Raw genomic sequence first — 22,961 nt, 5'->3', positions numbered from 1 at the left:
AAGCGTAATTAAAATGTTTTCATTCAATTGACAGAAAGATAGGGTCCGCTTAACCAGCGGTTACCGTTTGAAATGCATCTTCTACAGATACGTATTCATATCCAAGGTCGCGCGCGACGGCCTTGTAGGTAATGCTTCCGTTTGCAACGTTGACGCCGAGAGCGAGCGCCTGATTTTCGGCGACTGCTTGTTCAACGCCTTTATTTGCGATTTGCAAAGCGTAAGGCATAGTGACGTTTGTTAAGCCGATCGTTGAAGTACGGGGAACGGCTCCCGGCATATTGGCGACTGCATAATGGACAACGCCGTGCTTCGTATAAGTCGGATCGTCATGCGTAGTGATCTTATCAACCGTTTCAATAATGCCGCCCTGGTCAATCGCCACGTCTACAACAACTGAGCCTGGGGACATCGACTGAATCATCTCTTCTGTGACAAGTTTCGGCGCTTTTGCACCAGGGATTAAGACGGCGCCGATGACAAGGTCAGAGTCTTTTACGGCTTCCGCAATGTTGAGCGGGTTGGACATAAGCGTTTGAATGTCTTTGCCGAACTGGTCATCGAGCTGGCGGAGGCGCTCAGCGCTCAAATCGATCAAAGTGACGTCAGCGCCAAGTCCGACTGCGATTTTGGCAGCGTTCGTACCGACCACTCCGCCGCCGATGATCGTAACCTTGCCGCGTTTTACGCCGGGTACGCCTGATAACAGGATGCCTTTGCCGCCTTTTGATTTCTCAAGAAATTGCGCGCCGATCTGTGAAGCCATGCGTCCGGCGACTTCACTCATTGGAGTCAGGAGCGGAAGCGTCCGGTTCACTTCGACCGTTTCGTAGGCGATGGCTGTGACGCCGCTGTCCACAAGCGCTTTCGCAAGCTCAGGCTCAGCTGCTAAGTGCAGATACGTAAATAAAACAAGTCCTTTTCGGAAATAGCCGTATTCAGAGCTGATCGGCTCTTTCACCTTCATGACCATATCCGCTTTTGCCCATACATCCTTCGCTTCAACCAAAATGTCTGCCCCGGCTGCTTTGTAGTCAGCATCCTCAAAGCCGCTTCCAAGTCCGGCTCCCTGTTCGATTAAAACTTGATGACCGCTTTTTTTAAGCGCGACTACTCCGGCCGGCGTAATGGCTACACGGTTCTCATTGTTTTTAATTTCTTTCGGAATTCCAATGATCATGATGTCGTCCCCCTCAAATGAAATATGATTCTACCGCTAGTATAAATCTCTGAACCGGCAAGAGCATCGTGTGTAAAATTAAAAATGTAAGCGCTTTTTTGTGAAATTTAACAAATTGGTGAACGTTGAATGAAGTGAAAGGATTGATATGAGGAGTTATCTATTAAAATTTTTTTCTTTAAAAAATAGTTTTGTTAAAAAAACAAATGTAAGCGATTACATTTTGTGTCGTTTCACAAACATAACCATATTTCGTTGTGATAGAATATCTCTTGCAGCTATGAAAGCGTTATCTTTGTTGGGAGTGAGTCATATGGATATCTTAGAAATACTAGGCAAGATTAATAAGGTATTATGGGGGCCGCCCAGTTTAATTTTATTATTTGGGACAGGCTTATTTTTAACGTTTGTTTTAAAAGGACTGCAATTTCGCCGCCTGATCTATGCGTTTAAGATCGGATTTGGCAAGGAAGACAGCAAAGACGCAGCTGCCGAAGGGGATGTGAGCCATTTTAAAGCTTTAATGACAGCGCTTGCCGCCACGATCGGAAACGGAAATATCGCAGGTGTCGCGACGGCATTGACACTCGGCGGACCGGGTTCGATCTTCTGGATGTGGGTTGTCGGGCTGTTGGGCATGGCAACGAAATACGCGGAAGCCTTGCTTGCTGTTAAATTCCGCGTAAAAAATGAAAAAGGGGAATATTCAAGCGGGCCGATGTATTATATCGAACGCGGACTCGGACGCAGATTTAAAGGACTCGCCATCGCTTTTGCGCTGTTTGGAGCTTTTGCCGCTTTGGGGATAGGCAACAGCGTCCAATCCAATACGATTGCCGATATTACAAAGAACAGCTTCGGTATCGAAAACTGGGTGACAGGGCTGATTCTCGTCATTCTTGTCAGCGTCATCATCTTCGGCGGCATCCAGCGGATCAGCACGGTTGCCAGCTTCTTTGTGCCGATCATGGCTTTTCTTTACATGGGCGGGGCGATCTTGATTCTGATTTTGAATTATGACAAGATTATTCCGGCTTTTGAGCTGATTTTCTATTATGCTTTCCACCCTGTGGCAGCAGCCGGCGGTTTCCTTGGAATTGCCGTATCTGAAGCCGTTCGGAACGGGGTGTCCCGCGGCATTTTTTCAAACGAAGCAGGCCTTGGGACGGCTGCGCTAATCGCCGGAAATGCGCGTGCAGATCATCCGGTAAAACAGGCGCTCGTCGCAATGACCGGGACATTTATCGTTACGATCGTGGTGTGTACGATGACCGGTTTAACCCTTATTATTACCGGTTTCTGGGATCCGTCTGGCGGCTTGATATCCGGCGTGGCCCATAATGCCAGCCTTGAAGGCGGGGCATTGACGAGCGCGGCATTTGCCTCAGTACTCGGCGCGGCAGGCGAATATATTGTGTCGCTGTCGGTGATTTTCTTTGGGTTCTCTACAATTGTCGGCTGGTATGTTTACGGAGAAAAATGCTTCGAGTATTTGGCCGGTTCCAAAGGAATTGCGAGCTACAGGCTGGTCTACATCCTCGCTTGCGGCATCGGGACGGTCGCCAACCTCGTCACCGTCTGGGCATTTGCCGATATGGCGAATGCACTGATGATGATTCCAAACCTGATCGCCATCCTGCTGCTTTGGAAAGTTATCAAAGCAGAGACAAATGATTATTTTCATCACTTCTATGAACATACCAAATCGGCGGGTCCGCCAAGTAAACCAATTCATTAATCAATTAAAAGCTCTGCCTTCCAGGCAGAGCTTTTTCTTTGTTTACAATCATACAAGATCTCAAATTTTGACGAAAAATGTCGATACTATGAAATGAAGAAGATCTTTAATTTGAAAATTGCATTTTATCATTGATGACATAAAGGAGAAAGGATCACCATCATGAAAGTAAAAACAAAACTGCTGGGAATTATATCAATTTTAGTCGTTTCCATTATTGGAATCGGAGGTTCCTCTGTTTTTATGATTTCTTCTACGGTGAAAAAGAATGAAGAACTTAAGGACAAGATGGAATTTCAAAAAGAGATTAAGCATATTCAATATCGTCTGACCGGTTTGTCGAATGACGAAAGAGGCCTTATTATGACCGGAGATAATGAATACAGTGAAGGAATGAAGGACAAGGCCGACGATGTTTTAAAGAGTCTTGACCGTGCAGGAAAACTGATCCGGGAAGACACATACAAAGCGAACGTCGAAGAAATTAAAGAAAATTTTAAGGCTTATTGGGGTTTAAATCAACAAGTTATACAGTCTTACGCTTCAAGCTCTAAAAAAGCTGAATCGATTCATTTCGGAGAGGAAAGAACATTAAGAAAAGAAGTCCTCGATCCGTCTGTCAACCAGCTGGTCGAAAGCCTGGAACAAGAGGTGGAAGATCTGAAAGCAGAGATCAGCGCCAACGGGACGATGAGCGAATGGGTCATCATCACTGTCACAGCAGTATCAGCCATAGTTGGAATTGTCTTGAGTCTGCTGCTCTTGAAGTCTATTCTGGTACCGTTGAGAAGCCTGAATCAGCAGCTTGGGGACATCGCCCACGGTGAGGCGGACTTAACCAAGAAAGTGATCGTCAAAAATAAAGACGAGTTCGGCCAGCTTGCAAATTCTTTCAATGCTTTTGTTCAGTCGCTGACGCAAATTGTGAAGCAGATCAGCAGTTCGTCTGAGCAAGTCGCCGCATCCTCTGAACAGTTGTCGGCAAGCGCGGAGGAATCGAAATCGACCTCCGAACTGATTTCGGAAGAGATGCAGGCGATTGCCGACAGCAATATGACGCAAAGCGAAATGACAGAAAAGAGCTCGGAATCGATTCATGAATTGCTGGACCGTTTATCATCCGTTGCCTCCAATACAGGCAGCATAGCGGATCTGTCGTCTTCGATGAGAGACAAAGCCGAAATCGGCTCCGAATCCGTTCATAAAATGCTCGAGCAAATGAACTTCATTGATAAATCCGTCGACTCAGCCGGCAGCGGCCTCGAGGCGCTCGTGTCCAGCACGGCGGAAATCAGCAACATTTCTTCGCTTATCACCGATATTTCGGAGCAGACGAATTTGCTGGCGCTGAACGCGGCAATTGAAGCAGCAAGAGCGGGAGAACAAGGAAAAGGGTTTGCCGTCGTGGCGGAAGAGGTCCGGAAATTGGCGGACGAAACGAATAAATCGGCGAACCATATTCAATCATTGGTCACAACGATCCAAAATGAATCGGTAGAAACGGTGAATAATATTAAAGTCGTTCAAGAAAATGTCAGCTCCGGAATCGCTCTGTCCCAGGAGACAACCGGCAATTTCAACGAAATTTTGAACTTGGTGGAACAGGTTGCTTCTCAAATCCAAGAAGTCGCAGCTTCTACTCAGCAGCTGACATCAGGTGTCGAAATGGTTCAAAACACCATTCAAACATTAGCTTCCGGATCACAGGAAACGTCGGCTGGCACAAAAGCGGTTGCTTCCTCAACTCAGGAGCAGCTGGCTTCGATGGAAGAAATCTCTTATGCAGCAGAATCGCTGTCTCAATTGGCTGAAGAACTTCAAACCGTCATCAATCGATTTAAATATTAAGCAGAAAACCCCATCAGGCGATGGGGTTTTAATTGGTTTTCATGGCGGCTATAGCGCCCTCGGGGATTTCCTCTTCGTGTACTTCAGTCAAGCTTCCGGCTTTCGTTCCGTACGCCCATACTTTGATGAAAGCGCCGGGACGCAGTTTTTCGTCCGCCTCTGCTTCAATCTGCTGTTTGTGTCCGCTCGCGTCATATCCGGTTAATGTGTAGTTGTACTTTCCGTTATTCAGCTTTTCTGCATGATCTTCGGCTTTGAGATAATAAGCCTCAGGCTTTCCCTGGCCTTGTATGAAATGATCGGCCAGCGGCACAAGGCCCCCTGTCGCTTTCTGCAGGATAAAAACGCCGGCAATAAAAACGCCGGCAACGGCGATCAGAACCGCGGCAATCAGGCCGCCTGCCCGTGTCTTCATATACCTTCTCCTCTTTCATTCAGTTTGTGAATGGTATTATTTTATAAAAAAGGCGCAAGGAGAAGAAATTGATTCATATTACAGTACAATTACATGATTGTAAGGTAGGACGAATCGCGGCGGCTTTTGTTTATCAGACAGCTTCGTGTCATAATATATCCAAACAAAAGGAGAGACCGAGATGCAAAAAGTGATGATTGTAGAAGACGACCCGAAGATTGCCGATCTGTTAAAATCGCATATTGTCAAATATGGATACAACGTTCATGTCGTGAAAGACTTTGACCGTGTCATCGATGAGTTCAGAAGCACGGCGCCTGATCTTGTTCTGCTTGATATTAATTTGCCGAGCTTTGACGGCTATTACTGGTGCCGGCAAATCCGCCAGGAATCGATTTGCCCTGTCTTGTTTATTTCGGCGCGGACGGGCGAAATGGATCAGGTCATGGCATTGGAAAACGGCGGGGATGACTTTATCACCAAGCCGTTTCACGCCGAAATCGTGATGGCAAAAATACGCAGCCAGCTTCGCAGAGCTTACGGGGAGTATGCAGCAAAAGTGGAGGAACGGCTTCTCGAAAAAGAAGGACTGCGGCTGTATCCGGAAAGACTTGAACTGACATTCGGCGGTCAAACGGCTGCTTTGACGAAAAAAGAAGCCGATATTATCGAAAGCTTAATGGAACGCCACCCGAGGATTTCCGGCCGGGAAGATTTGCTGGCCAAACTGTGGGATGATCAGGCCTATGTGGATGAAAACACGCTTAATGTCAACATTACACGCGTCAGAAAAAAGTTTCAGGAGCTCGGAATTGAAGATGCGGTAGAAACAGTGCGGGGCGCAGGCTACCGCTTGAATATATCCTGGGTGAAGGCGGGAGAGGAATGAAGCTTTTTTTCAAAGAACACTATTTGTTGATTGCCGTGCAAGTGCTGCAGTTTATCACGATGCTGTCGGTGTACTGGCTTGATGGGTATCAGCACATCAGGCCGGCTTTTTATGCCGTTTTTCTCGGCTTTTTCTTTCTTGTCTGCTATCTTTTCTACCATTACTATACGCGCCGGAAGTTCTACAAACGGATGACGAGCGGGCTGGAATCATTGGATGACACCTTCAGGCAATCGAATCAGCCCCAATCCCCTCTTTCAGAAGCGCTTGAACAGCTGCTGAAAAGCCAGTACAGGCAATACCGTCAAGAATTAAAGAAGCTGGAGCTTGGACAAAAAGAGCATTTGACCTTCATGGATCAATGGGTGCACCAAATGAAGACGCCGCTGTCGGTCATCGAACTGACGGCTCAAAATTTGGATGAACCGGAATCATCAAGCATCCGCGAGGAGACCGAACGGATGAAAACGGGCCTCAATACGATTCTCTATATGGCCAGATTGCGGACGATCGAGCAGGATTTCCGGATAAAACCGGTCGCATTGGCGGATATCGTTCACGAGGTCAATCGTGAAAACAAGCGCTTCTATATTCGCAGTCAAGTTTATCCTAAGTTCAAGGAAGTCAAAAAAGGCATCACAGTCGAAACAGATGAAAAGTGGCTGTTTTTCATCATTTCCCAATTTGTCAACAATGCGGTCAAATACTCAGCGGGAAAAAGCAATACGGTTATTATTTCTATTGGTGAAAACGATTCGGAAGCGGTATTGGAAGTGACAGATTTCGGCGCCGGCATCCCGGATACAGATCAAAAGCGGGTATTCGACCCGTTTTTCACAGGAGAAAACGGACGCCGTTTCAGAGAATCAACCGGAATGGGTCTCTATTTGGCAAAAGCGGCGGCTGACCAGCTTGGACACCGAATCGAACTTGACTCACAAGAAGGGCAAGGCACGACAATCCGGCTGATTTTCACGGCTACACAAAACCTTACATCGATGTAATGAAAGTGAAAGAAGAATCGATAGTTCATCAACAAGAAATTTAGGTAAACTGATCACAGATCAAAAGTTAAAGGTGAAAGGGGATCTTGTGATGCTTCAGGTCAAACAAGCCAGTAAGATTTACGAAGGAAAAATTGCGTATCGCGCGTTAACGGATATTAACCTAACGATTGATAAAGGTGAATTCGTCGGCATCATGGGGCCGTCCGGAAGCGGAAAAACGACCCTATTAAATATGATTGCAACGATCGATGAACCGACGACGGGCGAAATATTGATCAGCGGCCAAAACCCGCATGTTCTCAAAAAAGAAAAATTGGCTAAATTTCGCCGCAGAGAGCTGGGATTTGTGTTTCAGGACTTTAATCTTCTGCCGACATTAACCGTTGAAGAAAATATCGTACTTCCTTTGACGCTTGACGGTGAAAAGGTCAGGGAAATGAAGCGGAGGGCAAACGATTTAGCTGAAAAGCTTGGAATTACCCACATTATGAAAAAGCGCACATATGAGATTTCGGGCGGTCAGGCCCAGCGCGCCGCTGTAGCGAGAGCGATGATTCATTCGCCGAAGCTTCTGCTTGCCGATGAGCCGACAGGCAACCTTGATTCAAAGTCATCCAAAGATGTGATGGAAATGCTTGAATCGATCAACCGCAACGAAAAAGCGACCATGATGCTTGTCACGCATGACCCTCAGGCGGCAAGCTATTGCAACCGGGTCGTCTTTATTAAGGATGGAAAGCTGTATTCGGAGATCAACCGCGGCGATAACCGCCAAGCGTTTTTCCAAAAGATTCTCGATACACTGTCTTTGTTGGGAGGGGATGCAAATGACCTTTCGTCAGTTCGCGTTTAACAACGTCATTCGCAACAAAAGGCTGTATGCCGCTTATTTTCTCAGCAGCATGTTTACAGTGATGGTTTTTTTCGCATTCGCGATCTTTGCTTTCCACCCGGTGATGACAAGTGATTCTTTGACCTCCGGCATCGGGCAGCATGTTTCCATTGGCCTGTTAGTCTCCAGCGGCATTATCTTTGTCTTTTCTTTCTTCTTTGTGCTGTACTCAATGAGTTCGTTTCTTCAATCGAGAAAAAAGGAATTCGGCGTTTTAATGATCCAAGGGATGTCTATGCGCCAAATTCGCATGATGGTATTTCTTGAAAATATGCTGATTGGGCTTTTTGCGACAATCGGCGGGATTGTGCTCGGACTTGTCTTCGCCAAATTGATACTGCTCACAGCGGAAAATGTGCTGATTATTGATAACAAGCTCGATTTTTATTTTCCGTTGATGGCGATCATTGTGACGTTTATTTCTTTTAACGGCCTGTTCTTATTTATTTCTTTTCTTGTGTCATTTGTGCTCAGGAGCGAGAAGCTGATTGTTCTGCTAAAAGGAAACAAAATCTCCAAAGGGGAGCCGAAAGCATCTGCCTTGCTTACAGTGGTTGCAGCTGTTCTGCTTACCGGAGGCTATTACACCGCTTTGATTGTCAAGAAAATAGGCGTTCTTGTGGCGATGGTTCCGGTGACGATTGTTGTCATTATCGGCACATATCTGCTGTTTACGCAGCTGAGTGTTTATGTGATCCGCAGGCTCAAAAAACGGGAAAGCCTGTTTTGGCGGAAAACGAATATGATTTTGTTTTCTGATCTGTCTTACCGGATGAAAGACAATGCGCGGACGTTTTTTATGGTGGCCATTATCTCTACTGTCGCGTTCAGTGCGATTGGGACGCTGTATGGTTTCCAAACTCTGCTGACAAACGGAATTAAAGATATGAACCCGCATACGTTCTCGTATAAACCGCCGAAAACAAACAAAGACACCGAACAAGACGTGGCTTTCATCAACGACACGCTAAAAGAACGAAATATCAAAACAGACAAAGCATCAGCTGTCCTTCAATATTTCGATGTCGATGGCCATGACATGCTGATTGTGAAAGAATCTGACTATAACAAGTTTGCCGATCTGGTCGGGGCCGACCACGTCAAGCTTGAAGAAGGGAAAGCCGCAGCTGCCGAGTATGATGTCAAGGTTGGCCTAGAGGGAGAAGACGACCAGCCGCTCCCTTCATCAATCCCTCTTGCAACCGGACAAAAGCTGCAGGCTGACAAAACGGTCCGTTCAAAAGCGTTATCTGAAAACAGTTATTATATTGTGACAGACAAAGATTTCGCACAGTTGAAAAAACCGAAAAGCGAAAACCGGTTCTATGCCTGGCAGGCAAAAGAATCTGACGGCATGGCTTTAGTGAAAGCCGGGGAGGTTCTGCAAAAGAAACTGGATCGGATTTATTTCGCGGCTGTAGATTATGAGGTATATGATATAAGCAAAGGGTATGGCCCGGTATTATTTGTTGGACTGTTTATCGGAATCGTCTTCTTCGTTTCAGCAGGAAGTTTTCTCTACTTCCGCTTGTACACTGATTTGGACGATGATAAGCAGAAATTCAAATCGATTGCCAAAATGGGCTTAACAGACCGGGAACTGCATAAAGTGCTGAACAGGCAGATCGGCATTCTGTTCTTCGCGCCTATCGCTGTTGCCCTTGTCCATGGAGCTGTGGCGCTGACCGCTTTATCGCATGCCTTTCAGTACAACCTCTTCAAGGAATCTGCAATGGTGCTCGGCGTGTTCTTCGCCATCCAGGTTATATATTACTTCATTGTCCGCTTCTACTATACAAAACAGATAAAAGCGGCGATTTAAAAAAGATTAGACTACGTGTCTAATCTTTTTTTATACTTGCAGCCGGAAAATTTGGGATAAACATACCTATGTATTTTGCCTCTTTCTTCATTTGGATGATTATGTTAATTTGATATTATTTCAAATTTGAAAGAGGAGTGATCGATTTGCAGGTAAAAGAAATATTTGTTATTCGCTTTATTTCCTGCTTAAGCGTTGTTTTGCTTCATGCGATATCGATGGTGCTCATGGTGCGGGCGGACATGCTTGGAGATACGGTTTTCCGGGTTGTTGAATCTTTCAGAACGCTCCTGATGTTCAGTACGCCTGCGTTTATTTTTATTTCCGAATTTTTGCTCGCGCATGCTTACCCTGGCGGCGTTCCGGAAGGGTTTTTAAAAAAGCGGTTTAAAACGATTTTCATCCCTTTTCTATTTATCGCTGTTTTGGATGCTTTTATGACCGCTGGTCTGATGATGCAGCAATTTCATGCATCGGTCATTATAAAAAAACTGTTGGCGAATATTTTCCTGGGGAATTTCATCGGTTATTTCATCCTCGTCATCTTTCAATTTTACTTGTTGCACATGTGCTTCCATTCATTTTTGCAAAAGGCGTCGCCTAAATGGGTGCTTTCGATTTCTTTTGCGGTCACAGCGGCTTATTTGAGCTATTTCACGTTCATTCAACCTCCGGTTGTACAGGAAGAGGCGCCGTTTCCTTTTTCATGGGTGCCGTTTCCCGGCTGGCTCTTTTATTTTTGTTTGGCCTATTATTGCGGCAAAAATTACGAGCGCTTTTTGGCATTGCTGGAACGATACAGGCATGCGGTATATGCAGCGGCTGCTGTGACCGGATGTTTCATTGTAGCGGTTTCCTACTTCGGACAAGACATCGCAGTGACGTCAAAGCGTCCGGATATCCTGCTTTATTCAACAAGCATCATTTTCTTATGCTTTCACCTGTTTTCAAAACTGAAGTCGGTGCCGAAGCTGATCATGATGATTAGCAACTATTCTTTTTCTATTTATTTATTGCACGCTTTTATCCTGATTTTCGGATTGGTCATTTTAACGAGCTTTGAAAGCATCGGTACGGTTTCGGCTGTTTTGCTCTTGTTTTCGACCTCTACAGGCGTTGCGGTTTTCATATCTTGGGCCGTCAATAAATTGAAGTACGGCTATATGTTTGTCGGAAAAATTTATGTGCCGAAAAAGAGGAGAATCGAGCAAAAAGTGAGCCATCATGCCGGTTAACGACTTAGATTGATAGAGCGAAAAGCCAGAACGGCAGGTTGCACCGCCGGAGCTTTTCGCTTTTTTATATTCTCGCAAAAATGTTCCGGTTTTGACACATCTTCTTTTAAATGGAAGGTGGCTTATTGCCTATAATCATATTATGATAACGATTATCATTTTCATAATGTGGAGGCCTCAACAATGGTTTTAGCTGAATTAAAACAAAAAGAGAGAGCAAGAATCATAGATTTTTCAGAAGTGAATGAACTTGTTCAGCGCAGGCTCATACAGCTCGGGATGAAAGAAGAAGCTGAAATTTGCGTGCAGCGGAAATTGCCGTTTGGCGGACCGTTCATGTTTGAGTCAGGCGGACAGTGCCTCGGCATACGGCTTGAAGAAGCAAAAAAGATCAGGATTGAAAAGCTATGAACAGCCGGCAGATTGCCCTTTTCGGAAATCCGAATACGGGGAAAACGTCATTGTTTAACGCGCTGACAGGCTCCTATGAGTATGTCGGCAACTGGAGTGGGGTGACCGTTGAGAAAAAGGTGGGACTGCTCCGCCATAAACAAGGAATGATGGTCGATCTCCCGGGCGTTTATACATTGAGCCCGCTGTCCCGCGATGAAGGGGTCGTCACTGACTTCCTGCTCAACGAATCATTTTCAGACATATTGAATATTGTCGATGCATCCCAATTAAAGCGGAATTTGCACTTAACTGTGCAGCTCCTCGAATTTGGTCATCCGCTCACAATCGGTTTAAATATGATCGATGTCGCAGGACAGCGAGGCGTCTTCATTGATCATCAAAAGTTGTCTGCAGCGCTAGATGTTCCGGTGATTCCTGTGATTGCCCGCAGCGGCAAAGGGTGTGATGAACTGAGCCGGCATTTGCTTCTTGAAAAAGAAAAGAGAACGAAGCCGCTCGTCATCAATTACGGAAGCACAGTAGAAGAAGCGATTGGCCGGATCGAGTCGATCATACCGGAACGTCCCGGCGTTTTAAAACGGTGGATGGCTCTTCAATATTTGGAAGGCAACTCGAAAATGAAAGAGCAGCTGGAAGACGCGGCCGACAGCGAACGGTTAAAGGAAATTTACGAGGAGACAGAAAAACGCCTTCTTCAGGAACAATCCGCAAAATCGCTGCATCAGCATATTTACAATGAGAGAGAACGATGGATTGACCGCATCATGTCATCCTCTGTTGAATATCAGTCAGACCGAAAACAGACGCTGACTGAACGCGTGGATCAGATCGTTACGCATCCGGTGCTTGGCATTCCGATTTTTTTGTTGTTCATGTATCTCATGTTCATGCTGACGTTTGACTGGCTTGGTGTTCCATTGTCTGATACACTAGACGGTTTCATCGGCGGACCGCTGACGGAATGGACGGCTTCGGCACTGTCGGCAATGGGAGCCAGCCCGTTTATCGAGGCGCTCATTCTCGATGGGATCATTGCCGGTGTCGGCGGTGTCCTCGTTTTCGTCCCGCAGATTTTTATTCTGTTTTTCTTCATTTCGGTGCTCGAAGATTCCGGGTACATGGCGCGTGTGGCCATGGTGATGGACCGTCTGATGGAAGCGATCGGTTTAAACGGTAAAGCCTTTATACCGCTGATCATCGGCTTCGGCTGCAATGTTCCGGGCGTCATGGCTGCACGAACTGTAGAGCAGCCTAAGGAAAGACTTTTGACGATTATGCTGACGCCATTTATGTCCTGTTCGGCAAGACTTCCGGTTTATGCTTTGTTTGCAGGGGCATTTTTTGCGGCTCATCAGGCTTTCGTCGTCCTGACCTTGTATGTGCTGGGCATTGCTGCGGCGCTGGTGCTGGCGAAGTTTTTATCCTCATCCAAGCTCAAAGAAGAAAAGTCGTTTTTCGTGATTGAACTGCCGCCTTATCGTTTGCCTCAAGCGCGTACATTGTGGCGGGCAACATGGGAAAAGGGCAAAGGTTTCGTCCGCAAAGCCGGGACTTACATTTTTGGCGGTTCTGTCCTCATTTGGCTTTTATCGTATACAGGGCCCGGTGGAACGGGCGTTGAGATGGATGACAGCTTTTTAGCAATGATTGGCGGAGTGCTCGCACCGTTGTTGATGCCGCTGGGGTTCGGCACATGGCAGGCAGCGGCATCACTATTAACCGGTTTTCTGGCGAAGGAAGTTGTCGTTGCTTCGATGAGCATCATCTATTTCGTACCTGAAGCCCAGCTGCAAGGCATGATGGCTGAGCAATTTACACCGCTGGCCGCTTACGGATTTATGGCTTTCGTTCTTTTATACGTACCATGCCTCGCGACAGTCGCGGTGATTAAAAAAGAAACAAACTCGAAAAAGTGGATGTTCCTGTCCATTGTTTACGGACTGGCCATTGCGTATGCGATCGCGTTCTTGATTTATCAGGGCGGACGATTGCTGGGGTTATCATAGGAAGGATGTGACGGCATGTTGTTTAATATCACGATCGGAGCGCTCATCTTCGGTTATGCGGCATGGACGCTTATTAAATTTGTCAGACGAAGCCGGAAAGGAAAATGCGCCGCCTGTGAATTAAATCGTACGTGTCAATCGGCTTGTGATGATGTGAAAAACAGCTGAGGTGCTCAGCTGTTTTTTTTGTTTTTTAGACTTGCATTTCACTCATCAAAGCGAGGGTATTTCCTTCGGTATCTTTAAAGAAGGCCATCCAGGTTTCCGTTTGCTCGATTTTCGCCGCCACATGCGGCTCTATTGGAAAAGAAACGCCTTTTGTAGCGATTTCATTATATACTGCCGGCAAATCTTCAACTTGGAAATAGATGACGGAGCTTGCATGAGCAAATTCATCTTTTTCCGGGAGACTGAGAAGAAGCCGCAGCCCGCCGCACTCAAAGAAAGCCATACGATCTGTCTGAAATAAAAGGGACAAGCCTAATATATCCTGATAAAATGCCGCAGCCCGTTCCAGGTCTTGAACCGGTAACCCAATTTGTCCAACCTTTTTGATTCCCATCATGATCCCTCCCTTTTTTGTTATTATTTTCATTTTGCGCAATTGATTCCAAAATATCTATTTTTCACTGTGTTTTTTGTTTCACGTGAAACAGCGGGGGGCATGCGTGTTAAATCATTGTTTTCATGGATGTTTATTGTTAACATGGTTTCTGTTGGTTTAAATGGAAATGGTAGAGAGGAGGCGAACGTAATGAGTGAAAATCAAAAGGATGAGCTGGAAAGAAAAGTTGGATATGAAGGGTTTGTGCTTCTTCTTTCACTCATCTTTATTTCCATCTTTATCACGACCTCATACGAGATACCGAGCAATCTGTTACTGATCATTCTTTTTTTCATTGGCAGCGGCTATTATTCTATTAGGCTTGTGAGCAAAGGTCTGTTGAGAAAAAAGAGGGGACTTGGCTTTAAAGCCGGGTTGTTTGCCTTTGTCGTTTGGATGGCATTATCTTTTCTGTTTCATGACATTTCTTATCCATTTACTTTGGAAGGGTTATCATTTCAAATATTGATGTTTTTTCTTTTCTACATTCCTTTCTTTTTTATCTTTCAATTTGCTTTTAAGATTTCAAACATTCAAGAAAGAAAACAATAAAAAAAGCTGGAAATTCCAGCTTTTTTACTTATTCTCTTTCTCACGCTTCACCAGCATTTCCGTAATCAAATCAACCTGTTTGCTGACAGAGATCGGATCGTATGGGTAGAACGTGTCAAAGTCGTTGATAAAGACACGATTGTTTTTGACGGCGTCAAGGTTTTTCCAAATGGAAGACTGCTTGAGCTTGTCCAGCGTCTTGCTGTCGCCGTTCGGGTTATAGTCTGTTACAAACATGTAGTCGGCAGCATATTCAGGTACGACTTCCAAGGATAGTTCTTTGATGTCGCCTTTTTTGAAGATGTCCTTTTGAATCTTTTCAGGCGCTTTTAAGCCGAGCGCGTTGTACACGGCTTGGCCTCCGCGGCCGCCGTTGTCATTGAACACCCAGAATTGTCCTTTTTCTGTGTTTTCATAAATACCGAAAGTAGCCTTTTTATCGACGACTTGAGCGATTTTTTTCCTTGCTGATTTCGATTTCTGTTCGAAATCGGCAAGGAATTGTTCAGCTTCTTCTTTAGCTCCTGCAATGTCGCCAAACATCTTAACGGTTTCCTGAACATTTTTCGCCGTATTATAAGGAATCACAACGGTCGGTGCGATTTTGGACAGTTTGTCGTAATTTTCATCGTTCATGACAACAATTAAATCAGGCTTCAGTTTCATGACTTTTTCCACATTAATTGGGTCGCCTAAATCTGTCACATCTTTCATGCGGTCTTTTAAAAACGGATTGGAGAAAGACCACGAGCCGGAGCCGACGACATTGGCGCCGACCGTGAACAGTTCACCGGCATAAAAGTCTGTCACGATGCGCTTTGGATGTGTTGGAATGTCTACTTTTCCACGCGTTGATTGATATGTTCTTGTCGTTTCTTCAGACGCTTTTTCTTTGTTGCTGCTTGACGAATTGCCGCCTCCACAGGCGCTGATCACGATACACAACAGCATAACTAAACCGATTATCAATAAGTTCTTTTTCACTTGACCCTCCTGTTGATATAAAGCATATGAAATTATCTAAGTGATAATGATTCGCATTATCAATGTAAATATAGCAAATGAATCCCTCTTTCGTCTATCACTTTTTTTGCTAAGTATGATTAGTGCTGTTTTGGTTAATTTGTTACTATAAACAGAAAAAGGATTGATGAAGTATGGCAGAAACGAACCCGGTGATCAAAAAACTGCAGTTCAAGGATAATGGACAGCCTGTACTGATCGTGAATCCGCCAGAGGCATACAGCGGCATCATGGCTGAATTTCAAGGCCATGTCGATCATCAGGCCGAAGCTGACCGGTACGATTTTGTTCAGGTATTCGCAGCGACCAACGCAAAGTTGCAGGCTTTAGCTAAAGAGGCTGAGCGTCATCTGGCGGAAGACGGACTGTTTTGGCTTTGCTACCCGAAAAAATCTTCGAAAGTCTACAAAGGATCGGACTGCAGCCGCGACACAGTAGCCGGACTGCTTGCGGACCAAGGCTATGAACCGGTTCGGCAAATTGCAATAGATGAAGATTGGTCTGCGCTCAGATTTCGCAAGACGGAAAACATTAAAACGATGAAGCGCAAATTTGCCGTGACGGAAAAAGGTAAACAGCGTACAGATCAAGAATGATCATATATGTCTCTTTTCAGAGAGGCAGATGATTCAGCTTGTGAACGAAAGTACACAAAAAAGAAATAATATTATGTTCAATGTTTCACAAACTTTTTGTATAATGAATCTAATCTTTTAAAATACCATAGAAAAGAGGTATGCAGTATGAAGAAATGGGCATTTGTATCAGACTTTGATGGGACGATTTCCAAACAGGATTTTTACTGGATGGTCATTGATAAATATTTTCCGGAAGGCCGTGAATTGTTCAAGAAGTGGAAGGCCGGAGAATTAAAAGATATCGAGTTTTTGGGAACCGTTTTTGCTTCAATTCATCAAAGCGAGCAAAAAATCATTGATGACATTCATTCCATACCAATTGATGAATATGTGCCAGACTTCATTCAGCATGTCCAGAAAAACGGCGGCGATTTCTACATTTTAAGCGCCGGCACGGATTATTACATTCATTATATTTTAAAGAAATACGGGATTACAGACGTTGAGGTCTTTTCAAATAAAGGCTTTTTTAAAGAAGACAATGTTCATTTGGACATTGATGAGAATCATTGGCATTACTCTGAGCGCTATGGGATTGATAAATCAAAGGTCATTCAGAAGCTGAAAGAAGAGTACGAGACGATTTATTTTGCAGGTGACAGTGAACCGGATTCCCACCCGGCTAAATTTGCGGATGTAACATTTGCAAAGGATGTGCTCCAGGATTTGCTTCGTCAGCAGGGGGTGCCATTTGTAGCCGTTGAAACATTTGAAGACATTGAACAGTATCTTAAAGAAAAAGGGCGGATCGTCTAATGCCGCGCCAGGTTACCAGCATAGCCATTCCCGCGGTTTTGGACATTAGTGAAGGCGTGCTTGGCCGATTGGATGAGATATTGAGAAAGCATCAGTTTGACAAGGCGATCATGTTTTTTGACGATTTTTCCTATCAGCAGTATGAGCACTCATTAAAAGCCGCCTTTCAACATGTCAAAGTAGAAGCTGTTTTGCTGCCGTCCAACCTGGACATACAGGAGCTTTTGAAGCAGGCATTTTCAATCGGGAATTACGATGTCATCATTGCCATGGGCGGCGGGTATGTTGTCGATTGCGGAAAATACATCGCTTTTTCCAAGCGGACCCCGTTCATCAGCATTCCGACGTCGGCATCCAATGACGGGTTTGCGAGCAGCAATTGCTCGCTTCAAGTCGAAGGAAAAAAAACAACCGTGCCGGCAAGGGTTCCGTATGGAATCATAGCTGATTTGAGTATCATTCAAAAAGCGCCGGAGCACTTTATTTTGGCGGGGATCGGCGATTTGATGTCCAATATTACGGCACTTTATGATTGGGAGTTTGAAGAGCGGCAAGGGGTCAGCGATGTAAATGCGTTTGCGTCGATGCTCAGCAAGAAAGCGGTCAACAGCTTTGTCCGTACACCGATGCAGGATATTAAACAGCCGATCTTTTTAAAAGAGCTTGTCAGCTCTTTGACAATGGGAGGCATCGCCACGGAAATCAGCGGAAACAGCGCGCCGATCAGCGGTTCTGAGCACCTGATTTCCCATGCGTTGGACAAAATTGCGGAAAAACCGCAGATGCACGGCATTCAAGTCGGGGTAGCCACCTACATCATGGCTCATGTACAGGATCATCGGGCTGAGCGGATTGAAAAGGTGTTTACGAGAACAGGCTTTTTTCAATATGTGAAAACGCTGAATCTGAACAAAGATGAGTTTCGCGAAGCGATCAATTTGTCGCACACTGTCAAGCCGAACCGCTATACGTACTTGCATGAAGCCGGCTATCGCGAAAAAGCGCTTCGCATCCTTGATGAAGATCCGATTCTGCAGGAAATATTTTAAGCAGGCCAAACGGCTCGAAAAACGCCTTATTTGCTGTAAGGCGTTTTTTCCGTGGGCATCAGACGAAAATGACGGGGAAAAGCTGTGATACAATAAAGAAGGTATGGGTCATAAGTACGATGTTAGGGCTCGATTCTGATCAGGGAGAGTGTAAAATGTACAAACTAATCGCGATAGATATGGATGGAACATTGTTGAATGATCTTCATGAAGTAACAGAGGAAGTTCGGAATGCCCTGTATGCTGCAAAAAAGCAAGGCGTCAAAATCGTTCTCTGCACGGGCCGTCCTCTCGGCGGTGTAAGCCGCTATCTGGAAGAACTGAATCTAAATGAAGACGGCGATTATGTCATCGCCTATAACGGAGCGCTCGTTCAAAATACGCACACTCAGGAAGTCGTGTCAGAGCTGACGCTGGGCTATCATGATGTAAAATCGTTATATGAGCTTAGCCAAAAGCTTGATACGCCGATGCATTTTTTTGATTCTGCTTATTTATATACGCCAAACCGGGAAATCAGCCCGTATACTGTTCACGAATCATACGTCACCAAAGTGCCGCTCCGGTTCCGGACGATCGAAGAAATCCCGAAAGATCTTCTGGCGCCAAAGGCGATGTACATTGATGAACCGGAAAAGCTGGATCGGACGATCGCAGCAATACCGGAAGACGTCAAGGAACGTTATACAATGGTGAAAAGCTCGCCGTTCTTTTATGAAATTCTTCACCCTGCGGCAAGTAAAGGAAATGCCGTTCAGCAGCTTGCCGACATATTAGGCATCGCGCAAGAAGAAGTGATCTGTATTGGAGACAACGGAAACGACATGTCGATGATCGAATGGGCGGGATGCGGAGTCGCCATGGGGAATGCGATCCCTGAGGTAAAAGCTTCGGCCGATTATGAAACGCGTACGAATAACGAAAACGGCGTTGCTCACGCCATTCATGAGCTTGTATTGTCCAAATGAAAAAGCCGGCCCTTCGAAAGGCCGGCTTTTACCTATTTGCGGCGCCATGCTTCAATCCGCCAAATATGAGTCACCCAGTCTTCATAAAAAGACGGTTCATGGGAAACGAGCAAAATCGTTCCCTTGTAGTCGCAGAGCGCTTGCTTTAACGCACGCTTTGCTGATGTGTCAAGATGGTTTGTCGGTTCATCAAGAACAAGCAGATTGCTGTTTGAAAGCATCAGTTCCGCCAGCCGGACCTTTGCCTGTTCACCGCCGCTTAGCGTAGCAAGGGGCTGGCTGATATGCTTTGGCGTCAAACCGGATATCGCGAGCGTCTGCCTGATGTCTTTTTCCGATAGATCAGGAAAGAACGCCCGCAATTTTTCAAGCGGTGTATGATGAGAAGCCGGACTTTCCTGTCTGAAATAGGCCGCCTGTAAATGCTGTCCTGCTGTGACGGTGCCGCTAAGAGGCTTGAGATCACCGAGCAGCGTTTTAATGAGCGTCGATTTTCCGGCGCCGTTTTCTCCGGTAATGGCGATTTTATCGCCCCGTTTTACGGTCAGAGAAAGAGGCTTAAATAATGGAACGGTGTAGCCCGCCTCAAGATTTTCCGTTTTGAGTACGGTCATCGCCGGATTTCGCCCCGTTTTAAATGAAAAGCTGGGGACATAAGAATCTGTCGGTTTTTCGATTCGCTTGATTTTGCTTAATGCTTTCTCCCTGCTTTTGGCCTGCTTCGCCTTTCGGACCCTGTTCCGGTCGATAAACGCCTCTAGCTTTTTAATTTCCCTGTGTTGTTTGGCATATGCGGCTTCAGCCTGTGCCCTGCTTTGCACATATTCCTTCAGAAAATATTGATAGCTGCCGGAGTACCGTTTGATCGTTTGATGCTCCAGATGGAATGTCACCGTCGTGATCTCATTTAAGAAGTGTTCGTCATGTGAGATCACGAGAAAGGCGCGCTTATAGTTTTTCAAATACCCCGTCAGCCACTCAATATGGGCCGCATCCAAATAGTTGGTCGGCTCATCCAACAGGAGCACATCAGGTTCTTCAAGCAGCAGTTTGGCCAACAGGAGCTTCGTACGCTGCCCGCCGCTTAAAGCCGCGACATCCTGATCAAGCCCGATTTCCGTAAAGCCGAGGCCTTGAGCGGCATCCTCAATTTTCGTTCCGATTTGGTAAAATCCTGAACTCTCCAGTTCGGATTGGAGCTCTCCGTATCTTTTCAAAATGGCCTCCAAATTGTCTTCGGCGTCGGCCATTTTTTCGGCAAGCCGATTCAGTTGCTTTTCGATTTCAAACAGCCGGTCGTACGCTTGCTCCATGTACTGAAGGATGGTTGTGCCTTTCGTCAGCTTGGCATGCTGTTCAAGAAAGCCGGCCCGAATGTTTGGCTGCCATTCAATGTTTCCGTGATCGGGCAGAAGGCTGCCTGTCAAAATCCGCAGCAATGTCGATTTTCCGGCTCCGTTTGCACCGACAAGGCCGGCGTGTTCGCCTTTCAGCAGGCGGAACCCGGCGTCTTGAAAGATAATACGGTCTCCATATATATGGGTCAGATTCGTGACATGAACAATACTCATGGTGATTCTCTCCTTCAGGCTTATTTTTTTTGAAAAAACAAGCCATCAAAAGAGAACAGCGTGAAGCCTCGCTATCCTGTCCGGCAAAAAAAAACGGGTAAGGCAAACTACACCTTACCCGCTACATATTTAAAATACAGCAAGAAAGGATGTCAAATCATATCAAACTGTTCCCGAGATGGCTTGTCTAAAAAAGGGCAGACTTCTCCCGTCTTTAAGCCAATTCTCTTTTAAGAACAGTTGATAAGATTTTCATTCCTTTCCACCTCGTTTTGGTCAAATTTACCTTCACAACACATTATATGAAGCGGAGTGCCGGTTGTCAAACCGCTGCCATATGAATTGACATCGTGCAGGCAGTGTGTTATTTAATTTGTGAACAGAATCGAACGATATATGTATATCATATGAGCAAAAGAGGAGAGAGACAGATGGCTAAAAAAGAATTTAAAGCAGAATCCAAGAGATTGCTGGACATCATGATCAACTCGATTTATTCCCAAAAGGAAGTCTTTTTAAGGGAGCTGATATCCAATGCGAGCGATGCCATCGATAAAATCTACTACAAAGCACTGACAGACGATTCACTGACGTTTAACAAAGATGATTACTACATAAAAATCTCCGCAGACAAAGAAAACAGAACGCTGACGATTGCGGACACCGGGATCGGCATGACGAAAGAAGAGCTTGAAGAACATCTTGGAACCATTGCCAAGAGCGGCTCGCTTGCGTTTAAACAAGAAAACGAATTAAAAGACGGGCACGATATTATCGGCCAGTTCGGCGTCGGTTTCTACGCCGCTTTTATGGTTGCGGACACCGTCACCGTCATGACAAAAGCCCATGGCAGCGATGAAGCGTATCAATGGGAATCAGCGGGGGCCGACGGCTATACGATCGAACCGGCTGCGAAAGAATCAGCGGGAACCGATGTCATTTTGAAGCTGAAAGAAAATACAGACGACGAAAACTATGATGAATACTTGGATGTTCATCGCTTAAAAGCGATCATCAAAACATATTCTGATTTCATCCGCTATCCGATCAAGATGGATGTCACCGTTAACAAGCCGAAAGAAGACGCTGAAAATGAATTTGAAGAAGTTCAGGAAGAACAGACAGTCAACAGCATGGTGCCGATTTGGCGAAAAAACAAAAGCGAACTGAAAGATGAAGATTACGAGGCGTTTTATACGGAAAAGCGTTACGGTTTTGACAAGCCGCTCGCTCACGTCCATACAAGCGTGGACGGCGCAGTGAGATATCATGCGATTTTATTCATCCCTGAAAATATTCCGTTCAACTACTACACGAAGGAATTTGAGAAGGGTCTTGAACTGTATTCGAACGGTGTGCTGATCATGGAAAAGTGTCCGGACCTGCTGCCTGACCACTTCAGCTTTGTCAAAGGAATGGTCGATTCAGAAGACTTATCGCTCAACATTTCGAGGGAGATGCTCCAGCATGACAGGCAGCTGAAGCTGATTGCCAAAAACATCAGCAAAAAAATCAAGAATGAGCTGAAAAGCTTGCTGAAAAATGACAGAGAAAAATACGAGTCTTTTTATCAATCGTTTGGCAGACAGCTTAAATTTGGGGTATACAATGATTTTGGAGCTCATAAAGATATGCTGAAAGACCTGCTGCTTTTCTATTCATCAAAAGAGAAAAAGCTGGTCACCCTTGATGAATATGTATCCAGAATGCCTGAAGATCAAAAATACATTTACTATGCGTCAGGCGACTCGTATGACCGAATTGAAAAGCTTCCTCAAACCGAGCTGGTTTCGGAAAAAGGGTATGAAATCCTTTATTTCACCGAGGACATCGATGAGTTCGCCATCAAAATGCTGGCGAATTATCAAGAAAAAGAATTCAAGTCGGTATCCAGCGGCGACCTCGGAATCGAAAACGATGATGAGCAAAATCAATCAGACGGGGACGACAGCCAATACAAAGACCTTTTTGAAGAGATGAAAAAGACCCTGGATGGAAAAGTGAAAAGCGTAAGGGCGTCAAAACGGCTGAAGACACACTCTGTATGCCTTGCCGCTGACGGAGAAGTCACCATCGAGATGGAAAAAATCTTAAACGCAATGCCTGACAACCAGCACGTAAAGGCTGATAAAGCATTGGAAATCAATACAAATCACGAAGTCTTCAAAACACTGCAGGATGCTTTTGAAAACGACAAAGATAAATTCAAGCTGTACACCGGCATCCTGTACAACCAGGCGCTGCTGATAGAAGGCTTGCCAATCGAAGACCCCGTTGAATTTACGAATGATATATGCAAAGTGATGGCATAAAAATAAAAAAGATACATCTCAGCTTTAGGCGAGATGTATCTT

At 45.4% G+C, this 22,961-nt stretch carries 21 protein-coding genes; 16 read left to right on the top strand and 5 right to left on the bottom strand.

The annotated features are described in order from the left end of the window. Positions 1 to 49 precede the first annotated feature (49 nt). Positions 50 to 1,180: an alanine dehydrogenase gene (gene ald / locus M1D67_RS21830; protein ID WP_020453571.1), complete on the bottom strand. Its 1,131-nt coding sequence runs from the start codon at positions 1,178 to 1,180 to the stop codon at positions 50 to 52. 313 nt (positions 1,181 to 1,493) lie between these two features. On the opposite strand from ald, the gene M1D67_RS21825 reads away from it, so the two are divergent. After that, positions 1,494 to 2,918 (top strand): alanine/glycine:cation symporter family protein, encoded by a 1,425-nt coding sequence (locus tag M1D67_RS21825; RefSeq protein ID WP_023856858.1) that lies wholly within the window; start codon positions 1,494 to 1,496, stop codon positions 2,916 to 2,918. A gap of 162 nt (positions 2,919 to 3,080) precedes the next feature. Further along, complete coding sequence (locus M1D67_RS21820) at positions 3,081 to 4,766, top strand: methyl-accepting chemotaxis protein (RefSeq protein ID WP_026580388.1); 1,686 nt, start codon at positions 3,081 to 3,083, stop codon at positions 4,764 to 4,766. A gap of 28 nt (positions 4,767 to 4,794) precedes the next feature. On the opposite strand, the gene M1D67_RS21815 is transcribed toward M1D67_RS21820, so the two are convergent. Next, the gene (locus M1D67_RS21815; RefSeq protein ID WP_020453568.1) at positions 4,795 to 5,181 is read right to left on the bottom strand and encodes a YxeA family protein; all 387 of its coding nucleotides are present in this window, start codon (positions 5,179 to 5,181) and stop codon (positions 4,795 to 4,797) included. Positions 5,182 to 5,362: 181 nt separating this feature from the next. Here M1D67_RS21815 and M1D67_RS21810 point away from each other — a divergent pair, with 181 nt between their 5' ends. From M1D67_RS21810 to M1D67_RS21775, 8 genes are all read left to right on the top strand, one after another. Then, positions 5,363 to 6,070: a response regulator transcription factor gene (locus M1D67_RS21810; protein ID WP_023856861.1), complete on the top strand. Its 708-nt coding sequence runs from the start codon at positions 5,363 to 5,365 to the stop codon at positions 6,068 to 6,070. Next, positions 6,067 to 7,074 carry a sensor histidine kinase gene (locus tag M1D67_RS21805; RefSeq protein WP_020453566.1) on the top strand — a complete coding sequence of 336 codons (1,008 nt, stop codon included), beginning with the start codon at positions 6,067 to 6,069 and terminating at the stop codon, positions 7,072 to 7,074. Before M1D67_RS21810 ends, M1D67_RS21805 begins: the two co-directional genes overlap by 4 nt. Before the next feature lie 91 nt (positions 7,075 to 7,165). Further along, on the top strand, positions 7,166 to 7,930 hold the full coding sequence (locus tag M1D67_RS21800) for an ABC transporter ATP-binding protein (RefSeq protein WP_020453565.1): 765 nt from the start codon (positions 7,166 to 7,168) through the stop codon (positions 7,928 to 7,930). After that, complete coding sequence (locus M1D67_RS21795; RefSeq protein WP_020453564.1) at positions 7,905 to 9,791, top strand: FtsX-like permease family protein; 1,887 nt, start codon at positions 7,905 to 7,907, stop codon at positions 9,789 to 9,791. The genes M1D67_RS21800 and M1D67_RS21795 overlap by 26 nt, the downstream gene beginning before the upstream one ends. Before the next feature lie 146 nt (positions 9,792 to 9,937). Next, complete coding sequence (locus M1D67_RS21790; RefSeq protein ID WP_123032418.1) at positions 9,938 to 11,026, top strand: acyltransferase family protein; 1,089 nt, start codon at positions 9,938 to 9,940, stop codon at positions 11,024 to 11,026. Positions 11,027 to 11,209: 183 nt separating this feature from the next. Further along, positions 11,210 to 11,437, top strand: coding sequence for a FeoA family protein (locus M1D67_RS21785; protein ID WP_020453562.1), 228 nt, complete (start codon positions 11,210 to 11,212; stop codon positions 11,435 to 11,437). After that, complete coding sequence (feoB, locus tag M1D67_RS21780) at positions 11,434 to 13,446, top strand: ferrous iron transport protein B (RefSeq protein ID WP_020453561.1); 2,013 nt, start codon at positions 11,434 to 11,436, stop codon at positions 13,444 to 13,446. The genes M1D67_RS21785 and feoB overlap by 4 nt, the downstream gene beginning before the upstream one ends. 15 nt (positions 13,447 to 13,461) lie before the next feature. Next, on the top strand, positions 13,462 to 13,614 hold the full coding sequence (locus M1D67_RS21775) for a FeoB-associated Cys-rich membrane protein (RefSeq protein WP_026580385.1): 153 nt from the start codon (positions 13,462 to 13,464) through the stop codon (positions 13,612 to 13,614). A gap of 25 nt (positions 13,615 to 13,639) precedes the next feature. Here M1D67_RS21775 and M1D67_RS21770 read toward each other — a convergent pair whose 3' ends face one another. Continuing rightward, positions 13,640 to 14,008, bottom strand: a complete 369-nt coding sequence (locus M1D67_RS21770; RefSeq protein ID WP_095323581.1) for a VOC family protein — start codon at positions 14,006 to 14,008, stop codon at positions 13,640 to 13,642. Positions 14,009 to 14,200: 192 nt separating this feature from the next. Between M1D67_RS21770 and M1D67_RS21765 the strand changes: the two genes are divergently transcribed. After that, entirely contained in the window at positions 14,201 to 14,602 is a 402-nt protein-coding gene (locus M1D67_RS21765) for a hypothetical protein (RefSeq protein WP_095323582.1), read from the top strand. 24 nt (positions 14,603 to 14,626) lie between these two features. Here the strand turns inward: M1D67_RS21765 and M1D67_RS21760 are convergent, their stop codons facing one another. Further along, positions 14,627 to 15,586 carry an iron-hydroxamate ABC transporter substrate-binding protein gene (locus M1D67_RS21760; protein ID WP_026580383.1) on the bottom strand — a complete coding sequence of 320 codons (960 nt, stop codon included), beginning with the start codon at positions 15,584 to 15,586 and terminating at the stop codon, positions 14,627 to 14,629. A 173-nt stretch (positions 15,587 to 15,759) separates the two neighbouring features. On the opposite strand from M1D67_RS21760, the gene M1D67_RS21755 reads away from it, so the two are divergent. From M1D67_RS21755 to yidA, 4 genes are all read left to right on the top strand, one after another. Further along, a complete protein-coding gene (locus M1D67_RS21755; protein WP_026580382.1) occupies positions 15,760 to 16,221 on the top strand; it encodes a hypothetical protein in 462 nt (153 codons plus the stop codon). 147 nt (positions 16,222 to 16,368) lie between these two features. Next, a complete protein-coding gene (locus M1D67_RS21750) occupies positions 16,369 to 17,019 on the top strand; it encodes an MtnX-like HAD-IB family phosphatase (protein WP_095323583.1) in 651 nt (216 codons plus the stop codon). After that, positions 17,019 to 18,068 carry an iron-containing alcohol dehydrogenase family protein gene (locus M1D67_RS21745; protein ID WP_035338073.1) on the top strand — a complete coding sequence of 350 codons (1,050 nt, stop codon included), beginning with the start codon at positions 17,019 to 17,021 and terminating at the stop codon, positions 18,066 to 18,068. Before M1D67_RS21750 ends, M1D67_RS21745 begins: the two co-directional genes overlap by 1 nt. A gap of 155 nt (positions 18,069 to 18,223) precedes the next feature. Continuing rightward, positions 18,224 to 19,036, top strand: coding sequence for a sugar-phosphatase (gene yidA, locus M1D67_RS21740; RefSeq protein ID WP_095323584.1), 813 nt, complete (start codon positions 18,224 to 18,226; stop codon positions 19,034 to 19,036). A 32-nt stretch (positions 19,037 to 19,068) separates the two neighbouring features. Here yidA and M1D67_RS21735 read toward each other — a convergent pair whose 3' ends face one another. Further along, a complete protein-coding gene (locus M1D67_RS21735; RefSeq protein ID WP_479831514.1) occupies positions 19,069 to 20,607 on the bottom strand; it encodes an ABC-F family ATP-binding cassette domain-containing protein in 1,539 nt (512 codons plus the stop codon). Between the two features lie 431 nt (positions 20,608 to 21,038). On the opposite strand from M1D67_RS21735, the gene htpG reads away from it, so the two are divergent. Then, positions 21,039 to 22,919, top strand: a complete 1,881-nt coding sequence (htpG, locus tag M1D67_RS21730; protein ID WP_023856871.1) for a molecular chaperone HtpG — start codon at positions 21,039 to 21,041, stop codon at positions 22,917 to 22,919. Positions 22,920 to 22,961 lie beyond the last annotated feature (42 nt).

Source organism: Bacillus sp. PK6-025 (assembly GCF_056530265.1).
Note: the sequence above shows the minus strand (reverse complement) of the source record. Positions and strands in the feature narration are given on the sequence as shown.

What these genes read in the sequence shown, in the direction of transcription:
- M1D67_RS21735 (WP_479831514.1), bottom strand. Translation starts at nt 20,607, where the DNA reads ATGAGTATTGTTCATGTCACGAATCTGACCCATATATATGGAGACCGT.
- M1D67_RS21745 (WP_035338073.1), top strand. Translation starts at nt 17,019, where the DNA reads ATGCCGCGCCAGGTTACCAGCATAGCCATTCCCGCGGTTTTGGACATT.
- M1D67_RS21810 (WP_023856861.1), top strand. Translation starts at nt 5,363, where the DNA reads ATGCAAAAAGTGATGATTGTAGAAGACGACCCGAAGATTGCCGATCTG.
- feoB (WP_020453561.1), top strand. Translation starts at nt 11,434, where the DNA reads ATGAACAGCCGGCAGATTGCCCTTTTCGGAAATCCGAATACGGGGAAA.
- htpG (WP_023856871.1), top strand. Translation starts at nt 21,039, where the DNA reads ATGGCTAAAAAAGAATTTAAAGCAGAATCCAAGAGATTGCTGGACATC.
- M1D67_RS21770 (WP_095323581.1), bottom strand. Translation starts at nt 14,008, where the DNA reads ATGGGAATCAAAAAGGTTGGACAAATTGGGTTACCGGTTCAAGACCTG.
- M1D67_RS21800 (WP_020453565.1), top strand. Translation starts at nt 7,166, where the DNA reads ATGCTTCAGGTCAAACAAGCCAGTAAGATTTACGAAGGAAAAATTGCG.
- M1D67_RS21755 (WP_026580382.1), top strand. Translation starts at nt 15,760, where the DNA reads ATGGCAGAAACGAACCCGGTGATCAAAAAACTGCAGTTCAAGGATAAT.
- M1D67_RS21820 (WP_026580388.1), top strand. Translation starts at nt 3,081, where the DNA reads ATGAAAGTAAAAACAAAACTGCTGGGAATTATATCAATTTTAGTCGTT.
- M1D67_RS21785 (WP_020453562.1), top strand. Translation starts at nt 11,210, where the DNA reads ATGGTTTTAGCTGAATTAAAACAAAAAGAGAGAGCAAGAATCATAGAT.
- M1D67_RS21750 (WP_095323583.1), top strand. Translation starts at nt 16,369, where the DNA reads ATGAAGAAATGGGCATTTGTATCAGACTTTGATGGGACGATTTCCAAA.
- M1D67_RS21795 (WP_020453564.1), top strand. Translation starts at nt 7,905, where the DNA reads ATGACCTTTCGTCAGTTCGCGTTTAACAACGTCATTCGCAACAAAAGG.
- M1D67_RS21765 (WP_095323582.1), top strand. Translation starts at nt 14,201, where the DNA reads ATGAGTGAAAATCAAAAGGATGAGCTGGAAAGAAAAGTTGGATATGAA.
- yidA (WP_095323584.1), top strand. Translation starts at nt 18,224, where the DNA reads ATGTACAAACTAATCGCGATAGATATGGATGGAACATTGTTGAATGAT.
- M1D67_RS21815 (WP_020453568.1), bottom strand. Translation starts at nt 5,181, where the DNA reads ATGAAGACACGGGCAGGCGGCCTGATTGCCGCGGTTCTGATCGCCGTT.
- M1D67_RS21775 (WP_026580385.1), top strand. Translation starts at nt 13,462, where the DNA reads ATGTTGTTTAATATCACGATCGGAGCGCTCATCTTCGGTTATGCGGCA.
- ald (WP_020453571.1), bottom strand. Translation starts at nt 1,180, where the DNA reads ATGATCATTGGAATTCCGAAAGAAATTAAAAACAATGAGAACCGTGTA.
- M1D67_RS21805 (WP_020453566.1), top strand. Translation starts at nt 6,067, where the DNA reads ATGAAGCTTTTTTTCAAAGAACACTATTTGTTGATTGCCGTGCAAGTG.
- M1D67_RS21825 (WP_023856858.1), top strand. Translation starts at nt 1,494, where the DNA reads ATGGATATCTTAGAAATACTAGGCAAGATTAATAAGGTATTATGGGGG.